The organism is Streptomyces malaysiensis subsp. samsunensis (assembly GCF_024519315.1).
In the GTDB taxonomy this organism is placed as follows: Bacteria; Actinomycetota; Actinomycetes; order Streptomycetales; family Streptomycetaceae; genus Streptomyces; species Streptomyces malaysiensis.
Genome location: NZ_JANIIC010000004.1, coordinates 82,647 through 103,526, shown reverse-complemented (window position 1 = coordinate 103,526; position 20,880 = coordinate 82,647). Strand labels below are relative to the sequence as shown.

The following is a 20,880-nucleotide window of genomic DNA, read 5'->3' as shown; positions in this document are numbered from 1 at the left end:
CACATGAGCCTGACCCTGATCACCACGCCCACGTTCGGCCGGTTCTCCAGCGAGCCGTGGGAGCTGCTGCGCGTGGCGGGCGTGCGCGCGGAGCGGCCTCGCGAGGACGTGCCGCTGCCCCGCGCCGACCTGCTCGCCCGCGTCCACGAGGCCGAGGCGCTGATCGTCGGGCTCGACCCGATCGACAACGAGGTGTTCGAGGCGGCGCCCCGGCTCAAGGTCGTGGCCAAGCACGGTGTCGGCTACGACAACATCGACCTCGACGCCGCGCGTGAGCACGGCGTGCGGGTGGTGTACGCGCCCGGCAGCAACTCACGCGCCGTCGCCGAGTTGACGTTCGGCCTGCTGCTCGACGTGGCGCGCGGGATCTCCGCCAACGACCGCGCCGTACGGGCCGGCGGCTGGCCGAAGACGTTCGGCGTCGAACTGGCCGGGCGCCGCCTCGGCATCGTCGGCTTCGGCCGGATCGGCAGACGCGTGGCCGAGTACGCCACCGCCTTCGGCATGGACGTGATCGCCCACGATCCATACCTGCCCACCGATGCCTTCGGGGACGTGGCATCGGCCGATCTCGACACCATCCTCGACAGCGACGTGGTAAGCCTGCACCTGCCCGCCACCCCCGGCGCCGAGCCGCTGCTGCACCGTGACCGGCTCACCGCCATGCGGCGGGGTTCCATCCTGCTCAACGTCGCACGCGGTGGCCTCGTCGACGAAGCCGCCGCCGCCGAGTTGCTGCACGGCGGACACCTGGCCGGAGCCGGCCTCGACGCCTTCGCCGTCGAGCCACCCGGCGACAGCCCACTGCTGAGCGCGCCCAACGTGGTGCTGACCGCCCACATCGGCGCGTGCAGCCGGGAGGCGAACCGGGCGATGGGCGTCACCGTGGGCGAAGGCGTACTCGCCGTGCTCCAGGGGGCCGAGCCCCGGTACTCCGCCGCCTGACCCCGCTCCAACGCAAAGGACAGTCATGAAGATCGAACGTATCCGCATCGATCAGGCGAAGTTCGACATGGTCGACTTCTCCAAGCACCCCACCGGTTTCTCGCTGGTGTACACCCCCGGCAGCCGCAAGCCGACCAGCGCCTACGCGATCCGGATCTACACCGACGAGGGGGTGGTCGGGCAGTACGTCGGCGGTAATTCGGTGGCCACCGCGCAGGTGAACATGTTCGGCGGCTACCTCATCGGCAAGGACCCGCTGCAACGCGAGCTCATCTACAACGACGTCAAGCGGCAGCTGCGCAAGTTCGACAAGATGGGTATGGGCTTCGTCGACATCGCGCTGTGGGACCTCGCGGGCCGGGTGCACAACGCCTCGATCCGGACCCTGCTGGGGGGCTGGAAGACCCGGCTGCCCGCCTACGCCTCCACCGCGGCGGGCGACCGGAACGGTGGCCTCGACAGCCCCGAGGCGTACGCCGACTTCGCCGTGGCCTGCAAGGAGCTCGGCTACCGCGCGTACAAGCTGCATGTGTGGGACACCTACGATGTGCCCGAGGTGGTGCGCACGATCGCCAAGGTGCGCGAGGCCGTGGGTCCGGACATGGACCTGATGCTCGACCCCGGCTGCAAACTGGAGACCTTCGCGCACGCGGTGCAGGTGGGCCGCGCATGCGACGACGCGAACTTCCTGTGGCTGGAGGACCCGTACAAGGACACGGGCATCTCGATCTTCGGCCACAAGCGTCTGCGGGAACTGATCCGCACTCCCCTGCTTCAGACCGAGCACGTGCGCGGCCTCGAGCAGCACATGGACTTCGCGATCGGCGGCGGCACCGACTTCATGCGCGCCGACGCCGAGTACGACGGCGGCATCACCGGCGCCCTCAAGATCGCCCACGCCACCGAGGCGCTCGGCCTCGACGTGGAACTGCACACGCCGGGCCCCGCGCAGCGCCAGCTGATGGCCTCACTGCGGAACACCAACTACTACGAGATGTCCTTCGTACACCCCAAATCCTCCGAGATCGGCCGCAGCCAGCTGATCTACGCCGACGGCTACCGCGACGGGCTCACCGCGATCGACGCGGACGGCTGTGTGCCGGTGCCCGAGGGCGCCGGGCTCGGCGTGGAGTACGACTGGGACGCCATCGAAGCGCACACGGTCGACACCGTGGAGTTCACTCGATGACACCGGCGGTCACACGGGCCGATCTGTACGAGCCACGGAACGAGGAGCCACCCACGATGTTCCGGGGCCGCCTGATACCCAGCGGATTGACATCGACCAGCACCGAGGCCAACGCGACCGAGAGAACGGCGCCGACGGGCGAAACCCCTTCGGCGACTACCGCGGGAACCAGCGGCATCATCGTCGCGAAGACGGTGATGGAGCTCGCGGCGAAGGACGTGACACCGGCGATGTAGCACAGGACGAGCAGACTCAGCATCGGTGCCCCCTCCACCCGCAGCAGGTCGCTGATCCGGGCGAAGGCGCCCAGATCCTGCATCAACCCGATGTAGGTGAGCAGTCCCCCGATCAGCAGCACCACATTCCAGGGCATGCGGGAGATGATGTCGTTCGGCTCCAGCCCGAGGACGAGTTGCTGGATGACCGCGGCGGTGAGCCCCAGGTAGCCGATGTTGACGTCGAAGCCGACCGAGAGCACCACCACCGCCAGCAGGCAGGCGAGGGTGAGCACCCGGGAGATACCTGACGACGGGGCACGCCCGGCCTTTTCTCCGGCTGCTGGTCCGGTGCCGGTGCCGGTGGGCGCGAGGGCGGCGTGGAGTCCGTCCGGCGTGGTCGGCGCCACACGGCCACGCGGCATGGCGCCGGTGCGGAACCCGACGGCGAGACAACCGGCCGAGACGGCGAGGCCGGCCAGAACTCCGCCGAAGAAGAAGCTGACCGGGGCGGAGTCGGGCAGCCCGATTCCCAGCTTGTCCCCCAGTTGGCGCGCGCTGGTGCCGTAGACGGCCAGGGGCGAGAAGCAGCCCGCTGATGACGCCGGTGATACCGAGCACAGCCGCGATGAAAAGGGGTATCCCATAGCGCGCGGCGAGACCGAGTGCGAGGGGAGCGACGATGGCGGTGGCGGCGGCCGGGAGTGTGCCGATCGCCGTCAGCACGGCGCCGATCAGGAACGGGACCAGGACGACCAACAGCGCGCGTCCGCCGACCAGACGGAGCATTCCATTGAGGAGCCAGTCGAGGGTGCCATTGATCTGGGCGACGGCGAACAGCGCCGTGACTCCGACGATCAGCACGAAGAAGTCACCGGGGAAGAACGCCGTCACATCGTCGGCGGTGCGGTCCGCGGCGAGACCGACGAGGAAGGCGGCCGGAAGGGCCGCCGGCCCGAGGTTGAACCTCGGCAGGGCGGTCGCCGCGAAGAGGGCGATGAGAACGACGATGGAGCGCCGGAACGGTTCGGACCATGGCGGCCGAAGGCGCCGGGGTGGGCCTTCTGGCACACTTCGGCACCCGGCCGCCCCCGACCGGTCTGGTGCGGTTCCCCCTGGCGGACGCGGAACCGGTGGAGGTCAGCCTGGTCCAGCGCGTGGACAGCCAGCCGTCGCGATCCTCCGTCGTCGTCCGCCGGTTGATCATCGCTCGCGCCGACGAGCTGTCGGGCCGCCCGGGTTGAGCGATACCGGCCGCCTGGTACGGCCGCGCGCGAACGGCTTGTGCCGGGGCCGCCGGTGCCGCCGGGCCGAGTCGTGGGACGATCGCCATCCGCCCATCACTCGTGAGCCGTGCCCACACCGTCCGCTCGGGTGCGCCCCCCGGGTGCCGTCGTACGAGTTCGGTTCGTCCGGCATTCTTGGGTGGGCCGGGGGCATGGTGAAGGGAGCTGTGGTGGACGAGCGCGCGCGGGGTTCGCATGAGGTGGAGGCATCCGGGATGTCTCCCCAGCTGCGGCTGGACGCACTGCTGGACGACCTACAGCAGCAGGTGGCGCAGGTCAGGGCGGCCCGGGACCGGGTCCATACGTTGCTCGACGCGGTGTTGGCGGTCGGCTCCGACCTGGATCTCGAGGTGGTGCTGCAACGCATCGTGGAGTCGGCGGTCGCCCTGGTCGACGCCCAGTACGGGGCGCTCGGGGTGCTGGGCGAGGAAGGCACGATCAAGCAGTTCGTCACCGTCGGCATCGACGACGAGACCATCGCCCGGATCGGGCCCTACCCGCGCGGCGCGGGCATCCTCGGGCTGCTCATCCGCCACCCGGAGCCGCTGCGCCTGGCGAACCTGGCCGATCATCCGGCGTCCGTCGGCTTCCCGTCCGGCCATCCGCCGATGACCAGCTTCCTCGGCGCCCCGGTCCGGGTGCGCGACCAGGTGTTCGGCAACCTCTACCTGACGAACAAGCGGAGCGGTACGGAGTTCGACACCGACGACGAGGCGGTGCTGCGCACCCTGGCCGCGGCGGCCGGTGTGGCGATCGACAACGCCCGGCTGTACGACGAGGCGCACCGTCGGCAGCGATGGCTCGCGGCCAGCAACGAGCTGACCCGCAGCCTCCTGTCCGGTGCCGAGCCCGCCGCGGTGCTGGAGTCCTTCACCGCCACCGTGCGGGAGATGGCCGACGCGGACCTGGTCACCCTGGCGGTGCCCGTCGGAGACAGTGGGGAGCTGGTCCTCGAGGCCGGCTCGGGCACGCAGACGGAGCGGGTGCGCGGGCTGGTGCTGCCCGCCACGGCGCTGGCCGCGAAGGTCTACACATCCGGGGAGACGATCATCAGCGAGGCCGTGAGCGCCGACCCGCGCGCCGAGGGCGGCAGCGCCTCGGTGGTGGAGCTGGGGCCGGCCTTCTTCGTGCCGCTCGGCACGCGGGAGCACGTCCGGGGAGTGCTACAGGTCGCGAACCTGCCGGGCAGCGCCCTGTTCACCGACGCCGTGATCGACATGGTCACCGGGTTCGGCAACCAGGCCGCGCTGGCCCTGGACGTCGCCGAGCACCGGCGGGACACCGAGCGCATGGTCGTGCTCGACGACCGCGACAGGATCGCCCGGGACCTGCACGACCTGGTCATCCAGCGGCTGTTCGCGGGTGCGCTGTCCCTCCAGTCCGCGCTGGGCCGGGTCTCCGACCGACCACAGGTGAGCGAACGGGTCCAGCGAGTCGTGGACGACCTGGACGACACCATCAAGATCATCCGCTCCACCGTCTACGCCCTTCGCGAGCACGATCAGGCCCGTCGCGGCAGCGGGCTGCGCGCCCAGCTGGTGGCGGCCACCGAACGGGCCACCGAATCGCTCGGCTTCGCCCCCGCGCTGCGCATGACCGGGCTGCTGGACACGGCCGTGTCCGCCGAGCAGGCCGAGCAGTTGCTGGCCGTGCTCGGCGAGGCGCTGTCCAACGCCGCCCGGCACGCGCAGGCCACCACCGTCGATGTCGGCGTCGAGGCCACCGACGCCACCCTGCATCTGCGGGTGGCCGACAACGGCCTGGGGATCGACCCGGCGGTCACCCGCCGCAGCGGCCTGGCGAACCTCCGCCGACGCGCGGAGGAGTTGGGCGGCACCTTCGACCTGTCCGCGAACCAGCCGAGCGGCACGGTCGTCGAGTGGGTCGTCCCGCTCTCCTCGACCTGACGTGCCCAGCTCCGGACCGGCCTGGTGAACGCAGACGCGCGGGTGGGCGGGCGGATGGGAGTGCCGCCCTGCGACCGCCCCTTCACGCGACCGGCCGGGACAGGGGGCTGCCCGCCTTGGCGCGCGTGGCCTCGACCGCTTCGCGCCTACGTGGTGGTGCCCGCGATGCGGCGCTCACCCCGGCGGTCGGTGGGCCGCTTCCCCCCGCCGCCTTCGGCCGCGGCACGTACGCGGATAAGGGTGTAGACCAGCGCGGCGGCCGCCACGATCGCGAGCAGGGCGAGGCCGGCCGCGTACGTCCCGTACTCGCCGTACATCGAGCCCATCACCAGCGGCGGGACGAAGCCGCCCAGACCACCGGCGGCGCCGACCACACCGGTGACCGAGCCGATCCGATCAGCCGGGGTCAGGAGGGCGACCAGGGCGAAGGTCGCCCCGCTGCCCGCGCCGAGCGCCCCGGCCATGGCGAGGAAAGCGATGGTGCCCATCGGAGCCAGGGCCGGGGTGAAAGACTGCGCCACCGCCCCGGCCACGACCACGGCCAGCGCCCCGGCCAGCACCCGGACCGGGCCCAGCCGGTCGGACAGCCAACCGCCGACCGGGCGCATCGCGACCGCGACGAGCACGAACCCGGCCATGCGGTTCGCGGCGTCGGCCTGGGTCAGGCCATAGCCGGTCTTGAGGTAGGTGGGCAGGTAGACGGAGAAGGCGACGTAGCCGCCGAACGCGACCGTGTACAGCGCGGATGCCTGCCAGGTGATGCCCAGCCGGGCGGTGGCGGCCAGCCGGCGGGCCAACGGCTCGGTCGGCGTGGTGCGGCCGGGCGCGTCACGCAGCAGCAGCGCGGCCGTCACGGCGTACACGGCGAGCACCGCGGCAGTGATCAGGAAGGGGGTGGACATGCTGTGCGCGTCGACCAGCTTCACCGTGGTCAGAGCGCTGATGGCCGTACCGCCCATACCGGCGCCGAAGACACCGATGGCCAGACCGCGCCGCTCGGGAGGGAACCAGGCGTTGACGAACGGTACGCCGACGGCGAAGGCGGTACCGCCGATGCCGAGGAAGAATCCGCCGACCAGCAGGGCGGCGAGGGAGGAGTGACCGGCCAGACCGAGGTGGAGCACCGGCACGACGGTGGCCGCCGACACGATGGGGAACATGGCCCGCCCGCCGAACCGGTCGGTCAGCGCGCCGACCGGGATACGGCCCAGCGAGCCGACCACCACCGGCACCGCCACCAGCAGCGACTGCTGGAACGAGGTCAGGTCCAGGCGGTCCTGGAAGCGCGGGCCGAGCGGGCTGAGCAGCGCCCAGGCCCAGAAGTTGACGGCGAAGCCGACCGTGGCAAGCGCCAGCATCAGCCAGGCGCGGGCCGGCACCGGCTCGTGCGCCGACGGCGTCGCGCCGTCTCTCCCAGACCGTTGGAGCACCATCGTATTCCTCCCGATAGCAGTGATCCGGCCGCTCGCGCCCTGGCGGCGGCCCTTGCCCAGGCTTCGGGATTCGTGGCTGCCCCGCACGGGGCCGTCGGTGCCTCGTGCCGGTCCGACCGGTCCTCGGCGCCGGGGCCGTAGGGGCCGCCCATCAAGACGGGCTGTCCGGGCCGATGGGCCCTACCGCGTCCCGGTACCGGCCGGGGGCTCTGCCGGAGCGATCCCCGGCGGGGAGCCGGAGGTCGTCCGGAAGAACGGCCAACGGGCCGCTGGGCACGGCGAGATGGCCACCGGCCGGGGACTCGCCGCACGCCCGGCACAGACCGACTCCGGCGCACCGCGGCCCCCGCCCCCGCTTCCACCGGTCCCCCGCGGCCGGAGACCCGTCCCACACAGCCGCGTCGAGCTCAGGTCGCGGAGGCGGTACCACTTCGCCCCGGCTCCGGTCCGGTTCCCTCGGTGTGATGTCCGGCCGCGTGCGCGGAGGCGCGCGGTGTTCGGCCACCGTCCGGGCCGTAGCCGAACCGGATCAACAGCTGCGGGAAGCAACGCCGTTGGGACAGGGACGCCGCCGCCCGCAGATCCGGCCATTCCATGGCCTGGTGCAGCATCGAGGTGCGCACCCCGTGCGCGGTCGCGGTCAGCAGCACGCGCTCCAGGGCCTGGCCCGCCCGCAGCCAGTCCTCCCGCCGGTCCTGAGCCGTCGACAACAAGGCCACCTGGGCGTGGCGTTCGAAGTGCCGGGCGGGTGGGCCCGGGACGGGCGACCGGTCGGTGAAGTCGCGCATCGGCATCCGCCCGTCCGCGTCCTGCGGGCCGAGAGTGGTGAGCGGAATCCCATAGGGAACGTTCGCCCCCGGGGTGGTGATCCAGGCGCGGGCTTCAGCGTTGCGCGCGGGGCCTGCGTGGTTGCGGGCTTCGGCCGCCGCGGTCAGGCCCAGCAGCAGCCGTGTGGCGGCGAAGTCCGGCACGTGCAGTCGCGCGCCCTCGACCCGCGCGGCCGCGGTCATCTCCGCCACGACCGCTTCGGGCACCGGGCGGCCGGTGAACGGCATCCGGCTGGTGTGGCGCCGCTCGACGGCCGGATACAGCCACCGGTGATCCGACAGCTGCCCCGTGGGCGTGGTCAGTCGCACGGCGGCCAGCAGGTCGGGCTCGTCCTCATCGGGCAGCAACCGGACCACGGGGTCCCAGCCCAGGTGCGCGACGGCGACCCGGAGATTGAAGACCGCGGCGCCCACGGACAGATGCTGGGCGCGCCGCTCCGGATCGGCCAGCGGCAGCGCTCGTCTGTCGTCGGCGCGGACCTCGATGGACCGGGTGGCCGCCCGCATCCCGAAGCGCCACGGCTGTGTGTTGTGGATCGAGGGTGCCGCCACCGCCGCGGCCATGAGCGTTTCCAGCACGGTGGCGTCGATCTCCCGGGTCTGCATGCGCGGCTCCTCCGCTCCCGTGAAAATCCACGGGGTGCGGGCGGTCCCCCGTGTGGCCTCCACTCTCCGTCGTCACAGGACGCTTGACGAGGGCCAACCGTCCCCGCTCATGGACGGACGACCGGGGTCCGGGGCCGCGCCCCGTGGTCGAGGCCGCCGCATGAGCCACTGAGCGGATCGGCGGAAGTCGGCTGCGGTTCGGTGGTGCCCCGCGGGGGCGCGGGGCTGCGATCGATGTGCGGCTCCGCCGCGCGGGCGCGACCGGCCACGACGGCGCCGCGGAGGATCGACGGCAGGTCGGGGCACTTCCAGCGGAGCGCTCAGGCGTCCGCGGCGGGCCTGAGCACCTCCCTGCACCAGGTGCGGAAGTCTGTCGACGTGGGCTCGGCGGTCGCCCAGTCGGCGTCGTAGATGCCGTGGTCCTGTGCGGCGAACGCCTCGGTCATGTCCTTGACCTGCTGGTCACCGGCGCCCCGGGAGCGGAGCAGCGACGTGTAGTCGTCCATGCTCATGCGACGGTAGGTGACCGGCCGCCCGAGTTCCTGGCTGATCACCTCGGCCATGCCGTCAGGGGTCAGCCGGTCGGGGCCGAACACGGGGAGGTTCTCCTGCCCGGTCCAGGACAGATCGGTGAGCAGATCGGCGGCGGCACCGGCGATGTCCCGCGTCGCGATCGACGCGAGCGGCAGGTCACCCGCACAGGTCAGGTGGAACGCGCCCGGCCCGCGGATCGCGTCGAGTTGTCCGAGGAGGTTCTCCATGTAGAAGGGCATGGACAACGCCCGGTACGCCGCGCCGGACGCGCCGAGTTCGGCGTCCATGGCGAAGGCCGCCGAGAGGACACCGGCCGGGGTCGGCCAGCCGTGTCCGGCGCTGGACACCCCGACGACATGGCCGACACCGTGGCGTGCGACGGCGGCGGCGCCGGCCCGGGCGAAACCGAGGTAGTACTCCCTGACACTCGGCGCCTGCCGGCTCGGCGGGACGAGCCAGAACAGCGCCTCGGCCCCGGGCAGTGCCTCATCGAGCACTCCCGGCTCGTCGTGGGAGCCCTCGACGGTCTCGACCCGCTCGCGGACCGTGTCCTCCAGACGCGAGGCGTCACGGACGATGACCCGGACCTCCTTGTCCTGGTCGAGCAGCCGATGGACCAGCTGACCGCCGATCTGTCCTGTCGGTGTGGTGACGACGATCATTGGACATCCCTCTAACCTGAAGCTGAATTCCGGTTCTGAATAATCCGAATGTAGGCACGGTTGCCGCGCAACGTCAACTACAGTGAACTGACCATGACTGCTCCCGAACGTCCGCTGCGGGCCGACGCCCGGCGCAACCGCGAGTCCGTCCTCGACGCCGCCGGCGAGCTGTTCGCCCAGCGGGGCGACGCCGTGCAGATGGAGGAGATCGCCGAACGCGCCGGTCTGGGTGTCGGCACCCTCTACCGGCACTTCGCCGACAAGCAGGCGCTGCTCGCGGCGATCATCGGCCGCCGGTTCGAGGCGATGACCGCCCTCGCCCGCGCCGCCGACGAGGCCAGCGATCCCTGGGCGGCCTTCGAGACGCTGCTCTACGGCTACCTGGAGTCCGCACAGGCCGACGCCGCGTTCCGCTTCGCGCTCCTCGGTCCGGAAGAGCCGAGCTGGAACGACATCGCCGCCGAGAAGACGGATTTCTCCGCGATCACCGAGCGCATCGTGCGGCGCGCCATCGACGCCGGCCACCTCCGTGAGGACTTCCGCGCCGATGACTTCGTCCTCATCACCCGTGGCGCCATGGCGAACATGACGGACGCCCGTAACTGGCGCAGGCACGTCACGCTCTTGCTCGAGGGCATCCGCGGCCCCGAACGCTGACCCCGACCGGACCTTCGGCAGCCGTGGCGAGCGGCCGGACGGGGACGGGCCGAAGGGACGGGGACAGGCCGAAGGGACGGGCCGCGGGGGCCGTTGGGCCCAAGACCCGTCCAGGGCCGAAACCTAGCGTTCACGAGCATGGAGAACGACAAGGGCACCCGCCGCTCGCAGCGGCGCGCGGGCGAGGGCTGGCCGCTGGCCGCCCGCAGGCTGCTGACCCGCCGCGAGGTGTCGGGGGACGGACGCGCCGTCTTCGGCACCGACGACGGCACATGGGAAGGGTTCTACCGGGACCGGTGGGCGCACGACCGGGTGGTGCGCTCCACACACGGCGTGAACTGCACCGGGTCGTGTTCGTGGATGGTGTACGTCAAGGACGGCATCATCACCTGGGAGCACCAGGCCACCGACTACCCGTCGATCGGCGCCGACTGCCCCGAGTACGAGCCTCGTGGCTGTCCGCGCGGGGCGTCGTTCTCCTGGTACACCTACTCCCCCGGCCGCGTCCGCTATCCGTATGTGCGCGGCGCCCTGCTGAAGCTGTGGCGCGAGGCCCGTGGGCGGCTCGGTGACCCGGTGGCGGCCTGGGCGGAGATCACCCGCGACCCGGCGAAGGCACGGGCGTACAAGCGGGCCCGCGGCAAGGGCGGTCTGGTGCGCGCCGACTGGGACGAGGTGGCCGAGCTGGTGGCCGCCGCACACGTCAGCACCATCAAGACGTACGGCCCCGACCGGGTGGCGGGCTTCTCCCCGATCCCGGCGATGTCCATGGCGTCCTTCGCGGCGGGTGCCCGCTTCATGTCACTGATCGGCGGCACGCTCCTGTCCTTCTACGACTGGTACGCCGACCTCCCGGTCGCCTCCCCACAGGTCTTCGGCGACCAGACCGACGTCCCCGAGGCGGCGGACTGGTGGAACGCGGGCTATCTGGTGATGTGGGGCTCCAACATCCCCGTGACCCGCACGCCCGACGCCCACTTCCTGACCGAGACCCGCTACAACGGCACCAAGGTCGTCGCGGTCAGCCCGGACTACGCCGACAACGTCAAACACGCCGACGAGTGGCTCGCCCCGCACCCCGGCACGGACGGGGCGCTGGCGATGGCCATGGGGCATGTGATCCTGCGCGAATTCCTCGTCGACCGCGCGGTGCCGTACTTCCAGGACTACTTGAGGACGTACACGGACGCGCCGTTCCTGGTGACCCTGCGCGAGCACGAGCGCGGTCTCGTACCGGACGGGTTCCTGACCGCCGCCGACCTCGGGCATGACACGGAACACGCCGAGTCCAAGACCGTGCTCCTCGACGCGGTGACCGGCGAACCGGTCGTGCCGAACGGCTCGCTCGGCTTCCGCTGGGGAAAGGCCGAGCCGGGCCGCTGGAACCTCGACCTGGGCGACACCGTGCCCGCGCTGAGTCTGCTCGACGGCGCGGAGGACACCGTGGCCGTGGCCCTGCCCCGGTTCGACGAGGGCAGTACCGAGGGCGGCTCGGTCATGGTGCGCGGGGTGCCCGTGCGGCGGCTCCGCGGGCGTCTGGTCACCACGGTCTTCGACCTGATGCTCGCGCAGTACGGGGTGGAGCGGCCGGGGCTGCCTGGCCGCTGGCCGGCCTCGTACGACGACGCGTCGGAGCCCGCCACCCCGGCCTGGCAGGAGGCGATCACGTCGGTGCCGGCCGGGCAGGCGGCCCGGATCGCCCGCGAGTTCGCCCGCAACGCCGAGCGCACCCGCGGCCGTTCGATGATCGTCCTCGGCGCCGGTACCAATCACTGGTTCCACTCCGACACGATGTACCGCGCGTTCCTGGCGCTGGTGACCATGACCGGCTGCCAGGGCGTCAACGGCGGCGGCTGGGCGCACTACGTCGGCCAGGAGAAGATCCGCCCGCTCACCGGGCTCCAGCACCTGGCCTTCGCCTTCGACTGGCAGCGGCCCACGCGGCACATGGCCGGCACATCGTACTGGTACCTGAATTCCGACCAGTGGCGGTACGAGGCGTTCGGGCCCGGGGAACTGGCCTCCCCGCTCGGGGACGGGCGGTTCGCGGGCAAGGGGTTCGCCGACTGTCTGGCCCAGGCCGTGCGGCGGGGCTGGACGCCCGGTCACCCCGGTTTCAACCGCAACCCCCTGGACCTGGCGGACGAGGCGGCACGGGCGGGCCGGCCGGTCGCCGAGCACATCGTGGACGAGCTGAGGTCCGGCAGGTTGCGGTTCGCCGCCGAGGACCCCGACGACCCCGCCAACTTCCCCCGTGTCCTGACGGTGTGGCGGGCGAATCTGCTCGGCTCCTCGGGCAAGGGCAACGAGTACTTCCTGCGCCACCTGCTCGGCACGGACGCGGCGATCCGCTCCGAGCAGACCCCGTCCGAGGGTCGCCCGGAGGAGGTGGTGTGGCGGGAGGAGGCCCCCGAGGGCAAGCTGGACCTGCTGGTCACCATCGACTTCCGGATGACCTCCACCGGGCTGCTCGCCGATGTGGTCCTGCCCGCCGCGACCTGGTACGAGAAGGACGACCTGTCCAGTACGGACATGCACCCCTTCGTGCACGCCTTCACCCCCGCCATCGCCCCGCCGTGGCAGGCCCGCACCGACTACGAAACGTTTCTGGCCATCGCCGACCGCTTCAGCGAACTGGCCGCCGAGCACCTCGGCACCCGCACCGACGTCCTCGCCGTGCCGCTCCAGCACGACACCCCCGATGAACTCGCCCAGCCCGGCGGGGCGGTACGGGACTGGAAGGCGGGCGAATGCGCGCCGGTGCCGGGGCTGACCATGCCGAAGCTGGTGGTCATCGAACGTGACTACGCCACGACCGCGCAGAAGATGCGCTCCGTCGGCCCGCTGCTCGACACCCTGGGCACCACCACCAAGGGCATCACCGTCCATCCGGATCAGGAGCTGGACGAGCTGCGGCACCGCTGTGGGACCGTACGGGACGGGATCGCCGCCGGACGGCCTTCGCTTGCCACCGCCTCCGATATGTGCGAGGCGATCCTCGCCCTGTCCGGCACCACCAACGGCCGCCTGGCCACGGAGGGTTTCCGGGAGCTGGAGCGGCAGACCGGCAGCGAGGGGCTCAGCGGGCTCGCCTCCGAACGTGAGGCCGAGCGGATCACCTTCGCCGACACCCGCACCCAGCCGCGCGCCGTGCTGACCTCCTACGAGTGGTCGGGCTCGGAGACCGGCGGCCGGCGCTACTCACCCTTCGTCATCAATACCGAGCACAAGAAGCCCTGGCACACCCTCACCGGCCGTCAGCACTTCTTCCTCCAGCACTCCTGGGTGTCCGAACTCGGGGAACAACTGCCGGTGTACCGGCCGCCGTTGAACGCGTCGCGGCACTACGGCGACGAACACCTCCACGAGGGAGGGGCCGAGGTCACGGTCCGCTACCTCACCCCGCACTCCAAGTGGTCCATCCATTCGAACTACCAGGACAACAAGCACATGCTCGCCCTGTCCCGCGGCGGCCCGGTGATCTGGATGTCCACCGCCGACGCGGAGAAGATCGGCGTGACGGACAACGAGTGGATCGAGGCGTACAACCGCAACGGCGTCGTCGCCGCGCGGGCCGTGGTCACACACCGTATGCCCGAGGGCACCGTGTACATGTACCACGCCCAGGACCGCACCGTGAACGTGCCGAAGGCCGAGGTCAGCGGCAAACGGGGCGGCATCCACAACTCACTGACCAGGCTGCTGCTCAAGCCCACCCATCTCGCGGGCGGCTACGCGCAGTTCACCTACGCCTTCAACTACTACGGTCCGACCGGCAACCAGCGCGACGAGGTCACCGTCATCCGCCGCCGTGTCCGGCGAGTGGAGTACTGAGATGCGCATCATGGCACACGTGGCGATGGTGATGAACCTCGACAAGTGCATCGGCTGCCACACCTGCTCGGTCACCTGCAAGCAGACGTGGACCAACCGCACCGGGGTCGAGTACGCCTGGTTCAACAACGTCGAGACCAAGCCCGGCGTCGGCTACCCGCGCCGCTACGAGGACCAGCGGCAGTGGAAGGGCGGCTGGACGCTCGACAAGCGCGGGCGCCTCGTGCTGCGCTCCGGGGGCCGGGTCAAACGGCTGCTGTCGCTCTTCTCCAACCCGGACCTGCCCGGTATCGAGGACTACTACGAGCCGGTCACCTACGACTACGACAACCTCGTCGGCGCCCCGGCCGGAGACGACATCCCGGTCGCCCGCCCCCGCTCGGTGCTCACCGGCAGGCCCACCGCCATCACCTGGGGCGCCAACTGGGAGGACGGCCTCGGCGGAGCGCCCGAGCACGCGGGTGGCGACCCCAACCTCGGGGGTGAGCTGGCGGAGAAGGTGAGGTTCGAGTTCGAGCAGACCTTCCTCTTCCACCTGCCCCGCCTGTGCGAGCACTGCCTCAACCCGGCCTGCATCGCCGCCTGTCCGTCCGGCGCGATGTACAAGCGCGTCGAGGACGGCATCGTCCTGGTCGACCAGGACCGCTGCCGCGGCTGGCGGATGTGCGTGACGGCGTGCCCGTACAAGAAGGTGTACGTCAACCACGCCACCGGCAAGGCCGAGAAGTGCACCTTCTGCTTCCCGCGCATCGAGGCCGGCCAGCCCACCGTCTGCTCCGAGACCTGCGTCGGCCGGCTGCGCTACCTCGGGCTGCTGCTGTACGACGCCGACCGTGTCGGTCAGGCCGCGGCGACCGAAGACGAGAAGGATCTGCTGGACGCCCAGCGCGACGTCCTTCTCGACCCGAGCGACCCCGGGGTGATCGCGGCCGCGCGCGCCTCCGGCATCCCGGAGGACTGGCTGGAGGCGGCCCGCCGCTCCCCGGTGTACGCCCTCATCGCCACGTACCGGATAGCGCTGCCGCTGCACCCGGAGTACCGCACCCTGCCCATGGTCTGGTACGTGCCGCCGCTCTCCCCCGTCCTGGACGCCGTGGGCGCGGCGGGCGGGGACCAGGACGATCCGGACCATGTGTTCGCCGCCGTCGCCCGGCTGCGCATCCCGCTGGAGTACCTCGCGAACCTGTTCACCGCCGGGGACACCGACCTGGTCGCCGGAGTGCTGATGAAGCTCACCGCGCTCCGCTCCCACATGCGTGAACGCACCCTCGGCGAAGCGGGCGACGAGGCGGGGCTCGAGGCCGTCGGCCTCACCGCCGGTGAGGCCGAGGACCTGCACCGGCTGCTCGCCGTCGCCAAGTACGAGGACCGGTACGTCGTCCCGGCCGCCCACAAGGAGGACGCCGCCGCGCTGACCGCGATGGAGAACCGCTGCCCGGTCGAGACCTCCGGCGAACCGGCGGCTGCCGGTGGCCGGCGAGTGATGCTCGGCCTCCCCACCCTGCGACGCCACACGCCCGGAGGCCGCGCATGAGCCCGCAGCCCGCGACGATCCCCGCCATGGTCCGCACCCGCGTCCGCGCGGCCGTACGCCGCCCGGCCAGGCTCACCCCCGAGGAGGCCGGGGCACGCGCCCTGCTGCTGCGGCTGTGCTCGCTGCTGCTCCAGTACCCGGACGCCGAACTCACCGCCGCCCGGCCGGTGTTGACGACCACCGTCGACGCGCTGCCGGCCGGGCCCGCCGCCCGGCACCTGGCCGACTTCACCGCGTGGTTCGCCGGTCAGGAGCCGGAAGCGCTGGAGCGGCACTACGTCGAGATGTTCGACCTGCGCCGCAGGAGCGGCCTCTACCTCACCTACTACCTGCACGGCGACACCCGCCGCCGCGGCATGGCCCTGCTCGCGCTGAGCCGGCAGTACCGCGCCACGGGATGGGACATCCACGGCGGTGAACTGCCCGACCACCTGCCGGTCGTCCTGGAGTTCGCCGCGCTGGCCGGCGGCGGCGCGGGCGAGGCGCCGCTGCGCCGGCACCGGCGCGGCCTGGAGCTGATCCACCGGGCCCTGGCCGACTCCGACTCCCCGTACCGGCACATCCTGGCCGCGCTGCTCACCCTTCTGCCGCCGCCGACGGAGGCCGACAAGGCGGCGGTGGCGAAGCTGGCGGCCGAGGGTCCGCCGAACGAGGAGGTCGGGCTCGATCCCTACGGCCCCTACGCGCACGGGGAGTTCGCCCCGCCCGACGCCTTCGTACCGCCGCCGCCCGCCCCGCCCACCTACCGTTCGGAAGGTCCTCGATGAACCCGATCGCGGCCGCCACCGGCGGCGCCGGCCTGCTGCTGTGGGTCGCCTTCCCCTACATCTGCCTCGCCGTGTTCGCCGTCGGGCATGTCTGGCGCTACCGCCAGGACCAGTTCGGCTGGACCTCCCGCACCACCCAGCTCCTGGAACACCGCTGGCTGCGGTGGGGCAGCCCGCTGTTCCACCTCGGCGCGTTCGCGGTGATCGCCGGACATGTGATCGGCCTGGCGGTGCCCGCCTCCTGGACCGAAGCCGCGGGGATCGGCGAGCACGCCTACCACACCACGGCGGTCGCGCTCGGGTCCGTCGCCGGGGTCGCCATGGTCACCGGCCTGGGCATGCTGTGCGCCCGCCGGCTGCTGACCCGCCGGATCCGGCTCACCACCGATCCCAGCGACAAACTGCTGTTCCCGCTGCTGTCCATCACGGTCCTGCTGGGCATCAGCGCCACCGCCGTGGAGAACGTGTTCGGCGGCGGTTACGACTACCGCGCCACCGTCTCGGTCTGGTTCCGGGGCATCTTCGCCCTCAGCCCCCGTCCGGAGGCGATCACCGGGGCGCCCCTGCTGTTCCAGCTGCACGCCCTGAGCGCCTGTCTGCTCTTCGCGGCCTGGCCGTTCACCCGGCTGGTCCATGTGTGGAGCGCCCCGATCGGCTACCTCGCTCGGCCGTATCTGGTCTACCGGCGGCGCGCGGCCACCCCGGCGCCCGTGACGCATGAGGTGCCGACCCCCGAGCCGCGTCCCCGGCGCGCCGCATGAGGCGGCCCCGCCCGGTACGGCCGGATCGGCGTATCGGCCGGCTGCTGGCCCTGACCGGGGCCATCGGCTGGCTCGCCTCCTTCCAGCTCACGGTGGACGACTGGCGGCTGCTGAAGGACCCGGCCTACCGGCCGCCGTGCGACATCAGCCCGATCGTCAGCTGCGGCAGCGTCATGTCCAGTCCCGAGGGCAGCGTGTTCGGCTTCCCCAACATGCTGCTGGGGCTCGGCGCCTTCGCCGCGATCGCCGGCCTGGGCCTGGCCGTGCTCGGCGGAGCGCGTCTGCACCGGGCACTGTGGCTCGCGCTGAACACCGGCGCGCTGGCGGGCGTGGTGTTCGTGCACTGGCTGATCTATCAGTCCCTCTTCGTCCTGGGCCGGCTCTGCCCGTACTGCGCCGTGGTCTGGGCCGTCACCATCGCCCTGTTCTGGTACGTCACACTGCGCAATCTCAGACATGGCGTCATCCCCCTACCGGCGGCCGGCCGGAGCGTCCTCGCCCTGGTGCTGGAGACCCACTGGATACTCCTCGCCGCCTGGTACGGAGTGATCGCCGTCCTCGCCCTGACCCAGTTCCGGGAGTACGGGAGCAGCCTGTTGCCATGACCCGGCACCGGGAAGCGAGCGCAATCAGCCCCGGCGTCGGCCGGGGCTGAGCGTGCTCATCTGACGTCAGGTGTGGAGCGGGGTATCAGCCCTCGGGGTGAGCCAGCCACAGATCGGGGCCGAAGACCTCGTAGCGGATGCGGCGTGCCGGAACACCGGCCCGGAGCAGCCGGGTGCGGACGGCGCGCATGAAGGGGAGCGCGCCGCACAGATAGACGTCGGCGTCGGCGGGCAGGTCAAGGTCGTCGGGGTCCATCAGGCCCGTCCGGGAGCCGGGCTCCGCCGCCGCGTCCTGTTCGTACCAGAACTCCGCCTTCGCGCCCGGCAGTTGGCCCACCAGGCGCCGGGTGTCGGCGCGCAGAGCGTGGTCGGCCGGGGTGCGGTCCGCGTGCAGGACCCACACCGGCCGGGACGAACCGGTGGCGGCGAGGTGTTCGAGCATGCCGACCATCGGGGTGCAGCCGATACCGGCCGAGACCAGCACGAGCGGGGTGGCCGCGTCGTCGAGGACCACGTCTCCGAACGGGGCCGACAGGGTGAGCTCGTCGCCGACTCCCACGGTGCGGTGCAACTGGCTGGAAACTTCGCCCTCCGGGGCGTCGGCGACGCTCGCCACCCGCTTGACGGTGATACGCCGCAGACGGTCGCCGGGAGCGTTGGACAGACTGTACTGGCGGGTCTGGTGGATGCCGTCGGGCATGAGCGCCCGGACGCTGACGTACTGTCCGGCGCGCGCCCTGGGCAGCGGGCCGTCGTCGGCCGGGCGCAGCAGGAAGGAGACCACGTCGGGGGTTTCCTCGCGCCGCTCCACCACGGTCCACCGCCGCCACGGGTCGCGGGGGTCCACCTGTGCCTCGTGGTAGAGGCGGGCCTCCTGGGCGATGAGGGCACCGGCCATCAGCCAGTACACCTCGTCCCAGGCGGCCGCCACCTCGGGCGTGACAGCGTCGCCCAGCACATCGCCGATCGCGCGGAACAGGTACTTGTGCACGATCGTGTACTGGTCCTCGGTGACGCCGAGCGTGGCGTGCTTGTGCGCGATCCGGGACAGCAGCGCGTCCGGCCGGGCGCCGGGGTCGGCCAGCAGGGCCCGGGCGAAGCCCGCGATGGATCCGGCCAGCGCCCGGCGCTGCTCGCCGCTGGCCTGGTTACCTCGGTTGAACAGCCCGTCCAGCAGCTCGGGTTGCTCGGCGAACATGGTGCCGTAGAAGCGCGCCGTGATCTCGTCCAGGGCCCCGCCGACGGTGGGCAGGGTGGCGCGAACGACAGCGGCCGACTCAGGCGAAAGCATGGGACTCCTCTGAGATGTGGGCCCGTAGGGGGACGGCGTTCACCGTTACAGCCGGGATCCGTGGTGCGGATCCGAGGGCATATCGATCATTCCGCCGAAGCCGTCACCTGGAATAGGGCCGAACTTCCCCGGCCACAGGGCCCGTCGGTCCTCTCGCCCCCTACGCCGCCCGAAGCGCCGCGTCTCCCGGCGTGCCGGGGTTTCAGCGCCCTTCCTGGCGCTGCCGGTCCTGGACCTGGGTGGCGATGACGGCGGCCTGGATGCGGCGCTCCACGCCCAGCTTGGCCAGCAGACGGGAGATGTGGTTCTTCACCGTCTTCTCGGCCAGGTAGAGCCGCTGGCCGATCTGGCGGTTGGTGAGCCCCTCACCGATCAGAGCCACGATCTCCCGCTCCCGCTCGGTCAGGCCCGCCAGTCCGTCGGGCTGCTGCTCCTCCTCCTGGCTGCCGCGAAGCCGGGCCATCAGCTTGGCGGTGGCGCTGGGGTCGAGCAGGGACTGGCCCTTGGCCACGGTGCGTACGGCGGACACCAGGTCCGAGCCCTGGATCTGCTTCAGCACGTATCCGGAGGCACCGGCCATGATCGAGTCGAGCAGGGCCTCCTCGTCGTCGAAGGAGGTCAGCATGAGGCAGGCCAGCTCGGGCATGCGCGATCGGAGCTCCCGGCACACGGTCACCCCGTCGCCGTCGGGCAGCCGGACATCGAGCACGGCCACCTGCGGGCGCAACGCGGGAACGCGCACCAGCGCCTGTTCCACCGTGCCGGCCTCGCCGATCACATCGATGTCCGGCTCGTCGTCCAGAAGGTCGCGCACACCGCGCCGTACCACCTCGTGGTCGTCCAGCAGGAAGACCCTGATCGGGTCGGCCGCGCCGGGCCGCTCGCTGTCCGCCATCAAACCGCTCCCTGGTTCCGCGTTCCGTACCGATGCCCGCTTGCGACTGGGATCGGCTCTCCACGCTGAGATCTTTCTCGTTCCGGGGCCGAAGGGCCAGGGCCGGTCGGCCCTGTTGTCCGCCCCTGGAGCCCCGGGGGCAGGAGCGGCATGCGGGAGATCACGGGCCTGGCGGCCACCGGGACAAGCAGGGTCGGCCGGACACGGACCAGGGCCGAACGGCCCTGGCATCAAGTGTTCCGGTGCCATTCCAATGACCTGATCGAGCCTGTCCACGGCCCCCACCCGACGCCATGGACAGGCAACCGCCCACGCCCGGAAGGGACGACGCTCATGCCGTACCGGCGCACCGGCCGCCACCACGGCCACGGACCGCCCGACAGTCCCGCCGCGCCGGCCGAAGACATACAGCAGTGAGCAACGAACCCGCACGGAAGCCCCCCATGACCATCGACACCCCCCAGGCCGTCCCCGCCGGACCGCGCCGGAGCATCGAGTTGGACAGCGACGAAGCCCTGCGGCTGCTGGGCAGCGCGTCCTTCGGAAGGATCGTCTTCACCCGCCACGCGCTGCCGACGATCCGCCCGGTCAACCACGTCCTGGTGGGCGGCGACATCGTCATCCGCACCCACGAGGGCGCGGCCCTGACCGCGCGCGCCGGGCAGGCCGACGAGCGCGGCGTCGTGGTGGCATACGAGGCCGACTCCATCGACCCCGACACACACCTCGGCTGGAGCGTCGTGGTCACCGGCTACGCTCACCTGGTGACCGACCCGGAGGAGCTGGCCCGCTACCAGGACCTGCTCAGCCCCTGGGTGAAGCGGACCATGGACTACGCGGTGCGCATCCGTCCCGACCTGATCACCGGCGTCCGGCTCACCGCCGCCGATGAGGCCGACGACTCCTGACCGCGGTCCGGGCCCTCCCCTCCG

17 protein-coding genes and 1 pseudogene are annotated in these 20,880 nt (G+C 71.7%); 11 read left to right on the top strand and 7 right to left on the bottom strand.

Going from position 1 to position 20,880, the window contains the following annotated elements:
* The first annotated feature begins 3 nt into the window (after positions 1 to 3).
* Together NQU54_RS04765 and NQU54_RS04760 are read left to right on the top strand one after the other, a co-directional pair.
* Positions 4 to 945, top strand: coding sequence for a phosphoglycerate dehydrogenase (locus NQU54_RS04765; protein WP_257629910.1), 942 nt, complete (start codon positions 4 to 6; stop codon positions 943 to 945).
* Between the two features lie 25 nt (positions 946 to 970).
* Positions 971 to 2,134 (top strand): enolase C-terminal domain-like protein, encoded by a 1,164-nt coding sequence (locus NQU54_RS04760; RefSeq protein ID WP_257629909.1) that lies wholly within the window; start codon positions 971 to 973, stop codon positions 2,132 to 2,134.
* Here NQU54_RS04760 and NQU54_RS04755 read toward each other — a convergent pair.
* On the bottom strand, positions 2,124 to 2,996 hold the full coding sequence (locus NQU54_RS04755; RefSeq protein ID WP_257629908.1) for an SLC13 family permease: 873 nt from the start codon (positions 2,994 to 2,996) through the stop codon (positions 2,124 to 2,126). The genes NQU54_RS04760 and NQU54_RS04755 overlap by 11 nt on opposite strands.
* A gap of 4 nt (positions 2,997 to 3,000) precedes the next feature.
* A pseudogene (locus tag NQU54_RS49965) lies at positions 3,001 to 3,420 on the bottom strand (transporter permease); the annotation flags it as partial.
* Here NQU54_RS49965 and NQU54_RS04750 point away from each other — a divergent pair.
* Positions 3,384 to 3,593, top strand: a complete 210-nt coding sequence (locus NQU54_RS04750; RefSeq protein ID WP_257629907.1) for a hypothetical protein — start codon at positions 3,384 to 3,386, stop codon at positions 3,591 to 3,593. The pseudogene NQU54_RS49965 and the gene NQU54_RS04750 sit on opposite strands and share 37 nt — an antisense overlap.
* Positions 3,594 to 3,850: 257 nt before the next feature.
* Positions 3,851 to 5,542, top strand: coding sequence for a sensor histidine kinase (locus NQU54_RS04745; protein WP_306278381.1), 1,692 nt, complete (start codon positions 3,851 to 3,853; stop codon positions 5,540 to 5,542).
* A gap of 146 nt (positions 5,543 to 5,688) precedes the next feature.
* Here the strand turns inward: NQU54_RS04745 and NQU54_RS04740 are convergent, their stop codons facing one another.
* From NQU54_RS04740 to NQU54_RS04730, 3 genes are all read right to left on the bottom strand, one after another.
* Complete coding sequence (locus NQU54_RS04740) at positions 5,689 to 6,900, bottom strand: MFS transporter (RefSeq protein WP_257630083.1); 1,212 nt, start codon at positions 6,898 to 6,900, stop codon at positions 5,689 to 5,691.
* A gap of 482 nt (positions 6,901 to 7,382) precedes the next feature.
* Positions 7,383 to 8,408, bottom strand: coding sequence for an Acg family FMN-binding oxidoreductase (locus NQU54_RS04735; protein ID WP_257629905.1), 1,026 nt, complete (start codon positions 8,406 to 8,408; stop codon positions 7,383 to 7,385).
* 320 nt (positions 8,409 to 8,728) lie between these two features.
* The gene (locus NQU54_RS04730) at positions 8,729 to 9,604 is read right to left on the bottom strand and encodes an NAD(P)H-binding protein (RefSeq protein ID WP_257629904.1); all 876 of its coding nucleotides are present in this window, start codon (positions 9,602 to 9,604) and stop codon (positions 8,729 to 8,731) included.
* Positions 9,605 to 9,697: 93 nt separating this feature from the next.
* Here NQU54_RS04730 and NQU54_RS04725 point away from each other — a divergent pair, with 93 nt between their 5' ends.
* The 6 genes from NQU54_RS04725 (at position 9,698) to NQU54_RS04700 (ending at position 17,762) form a co-directional block, all read left to right on the top strand.
* Positions 9,698 to 10,261 (top strand): TetR/AcrR family transcriptional regulator, encoded by a 564-nt coding sequence (locus NQU54_RS04725; protein ID WP_257629903.1) that lies wholly within the window; start codon positions 9,698 to 9,700, stop codon positions 10,259 to 10,261.
* Positions 10,262 to 10,399: 138 nt separating this feature from the next.
* Positions 10,400 to 14,095, top strand: coding sequence for a nitrate reductase subunit alpha (locus NQU54_RS04720; protein ID WP_257629902.1), 3,696 nt, complete (start codon positions 10,400 to 10,402; stop codon positions 14,093 to 14,095).
* Between the two features lies 1 nt (position 14,096).
* The gene (gene narH, locus NQU54_RS04715; protein WP_257629901.1) at positions 14,097 to 15,629 is read left to right on the top strand and encodes a nitrate reductase subunit beta; all 1,533 of its coding nucleotides are present in this window, start codon (positions 14,097 to 14,099) and stop codon (positions 15,627 to 15,629) included.
* The gene (gene narJ / locus NQU54_RS04710) at positions 15,626 to 16,396 is read left to right on the top strand and encodes a nitrate reductase molybdenum cofactor assembly chaperone (RefSeq protein ID WP_257629900.1); all 771 of its coding nucleotides are present in this window, start codon (positions 15,626 to 15,628) and stop codon (positions 16,394 to 16,396) included. The genes narH and narJ overlap by 4 nt, the downstream gene beginning before the upstream one ends.
* Entirely contained in the window at positions 16,393 to 17,157 is a 765-nt protein-coding gene (gene narI / locus NQU54_RS04705; protein WP_257629899.1) for a respiratory nitrate reductase subunit gamma, read from the top strand. Before narJ ends, narI begins: the two co-directional genes overlap by 4 nt.
* Complete coding sequence (locus NQU54_RS04700) at positions 17,154 to 17,762, top strand: vitamin K epoxide reductase family protein (RefSeq protein ID WP_257629898.1); 609 nt, start codon at positions 17,154 to 17,156, stop codon at positions 17,760 to 17,762. Before narI ends, NQU54_RS04700 begins: the two co-directional genes overlap by 4 nt.
* An 85-nt stretch (positions 17,763 to 17,847) precedes the next feature.
* On the opposite strand, the gene NQU54_RS04695 is transcribed toward NQU54_RS04700, so the two are convergent.
* Positions 17,848 to 19,053, bottom strand: coding sequence for a globin domain-containing protein (locus NQU54_RS04695; protein WP_257629897.1), 1,206 nt, complete (start codon positions 19,051 to 19,053; stop codon positions 17,848 to 17,850).
* Between the two features lie 202 nt (positions 19,054 to 19,255).
* Entirely contained in the window at positions 19,256 to 19,948 is a 693-nt protein-coding gene (locus NQU54_RS04690; protein ID WP_257629896.1) for a response regulator, read from the bottom strand.
* A gap of 443 nt (positions 19,949 to 20,391) precedes the next feature.
* Here NQU54_RS04690 and NQU54_RS04685 point away from each other — a divergent pair, with 443 nt between their 5' ends.
* Entirely contained in the window at positions 20,392 to 20,856 is a 465-nt protein-coding gene (locus NQU54_RS04685; RefSeq protein WP_257629895.1) for a pyridoxamine 5'-phosphate oxidase family protein, read from the top strand.
* Positions 20,857 to 20,880 lie beyond the last annotated feature (24 nt).

What these genes read in the sequence shown, in the direction of transcription:
- NQU54_RS04765 (WP_257629910.1), top strand. Translation starts at nt 4, where the DNA reads ATGAGCCTGACCCTGATCACCACGCCCACGTTCGGCCGGTTCTCCAGC.
- NQU54_RS04760 (WP_257629909.1), top strand. Translation starts at nt 971, where the DNA reads ATGAAGATCGAACGTATCCGCATCGATCAGGCGAAGTTCGACATGGTC.
- NQU54_RS04755 (WP_257629908.1), bottom strand. Translation starts at nt 2,996, where the DNA reads ATGGGATACCCCTTTTCATCGCGGCTGTGCTCGGTATCACCGGCGTCA.
- NQU54_RS04750 (WP_257629907.1), top strand. Translation starts at nt 3,384, where the DNA reads ATGGCGGCCGAAGGCGCCGGGGTGGGCCTTCTGGCACACTTCGGCACC.
- NQU54_RS04745 (WP_306278381.1), top strand. Translation starts at nt 3,851, where the DNA reads ATGTCTCCCCAGCTGCGGCTGGACGCACTGCTGGACGACCTACAGCAG.
- NQU54_RS04740 (WP_257630083.1), bottom strand. Translation starts at nt 6,900, where the DNA reads ATGCTGGCGCTTGCCACGGTCGGCTTCGCCGTCAACTTCTGGGCCTGG.
- NQU54_RS04735 (WP_257629905.1), bottom strand. Translation starts at nt 8,408, where the DNA reads ATGCAGACCCGGGAGATCGACGCCACCGTGCTGGAAACGCTCATGGCC.
- NQU54_RS04730 (WP_257629904.1), bottom strand. Translation starts at nt 9,604, where the DNA reads ATGATCGTCGTCACCACACCGACAGGACAGATCGGCGGTCAGCTGGTC.
- NQU54_RS04725 (WP_257629903.1), top strand. Translation starts at nt 9,698, where the DNA reads ATGACTGCTCCCGAACGTCCGCTGCGGGCCGACGCCCGGCGCAACCGC.
- NQU54_RS04720 (WP_257629902.1), top strand. Translation starts at nt 10,400, where the DNA reads ATGGAGAACGACAAGGGCACCCGCCGCTCGCAGCGGCGCGCGGGCGAG.
- narH (WP_257629901.1), top strand. Translation starts at nt 14,097, where the DNA reads ATGCGCATCATGGCACACGTGGCGATGGTGATGAACCTCGACAAGTGC.
- narJ (WP_257629900.1), top strand. Translation starts at nt 15,626, where the DNA reads ATGAGCCCGCAGCCCGCGACGATCCCCGCCATGGTCCGCACCCGCGTC.
- narI (WP_257629899.1), top strand. Translation starts at nt 16,393, where the DNA reads ATGAACCCGATCGCGGCCGCCACCGGCGGCGCCGGCCTGCTGCTGTGG.
- NQU54_RS04700 (WP_257629898.1), top strand. Translation starts at nt 17,154, where the DNA reads ATGAGGCGGCCCCGCCCGGTACGGCCGGATCGGCGTATCGGCCGGCTG.
- NQU54_RS04695 (WP_257629897.1), bottom strand. Translation starts at nt 19,053, where the DNA reads ATGCTTTCGCCTGAGTCGGCCGCTGTCGTTCGCGCCACCCTGCCCACC.
- NQU54_RS04690 (WP_257629896.1), bottom strand. Translation starts at nt 19,948, where the DNA reads ATGGCGGACAGCGAGCGGCCCGGCGCGGCCGACCCGATCAGGGTCTTC.
- NQU54_RS04685 (WP_257629895.1), top strand. Translation starts at nt 20,392, where the DNA reads ATGACCATCGACACCCCCCAGGCCGTCCCCGCCGGACCGCGCCGGAGC.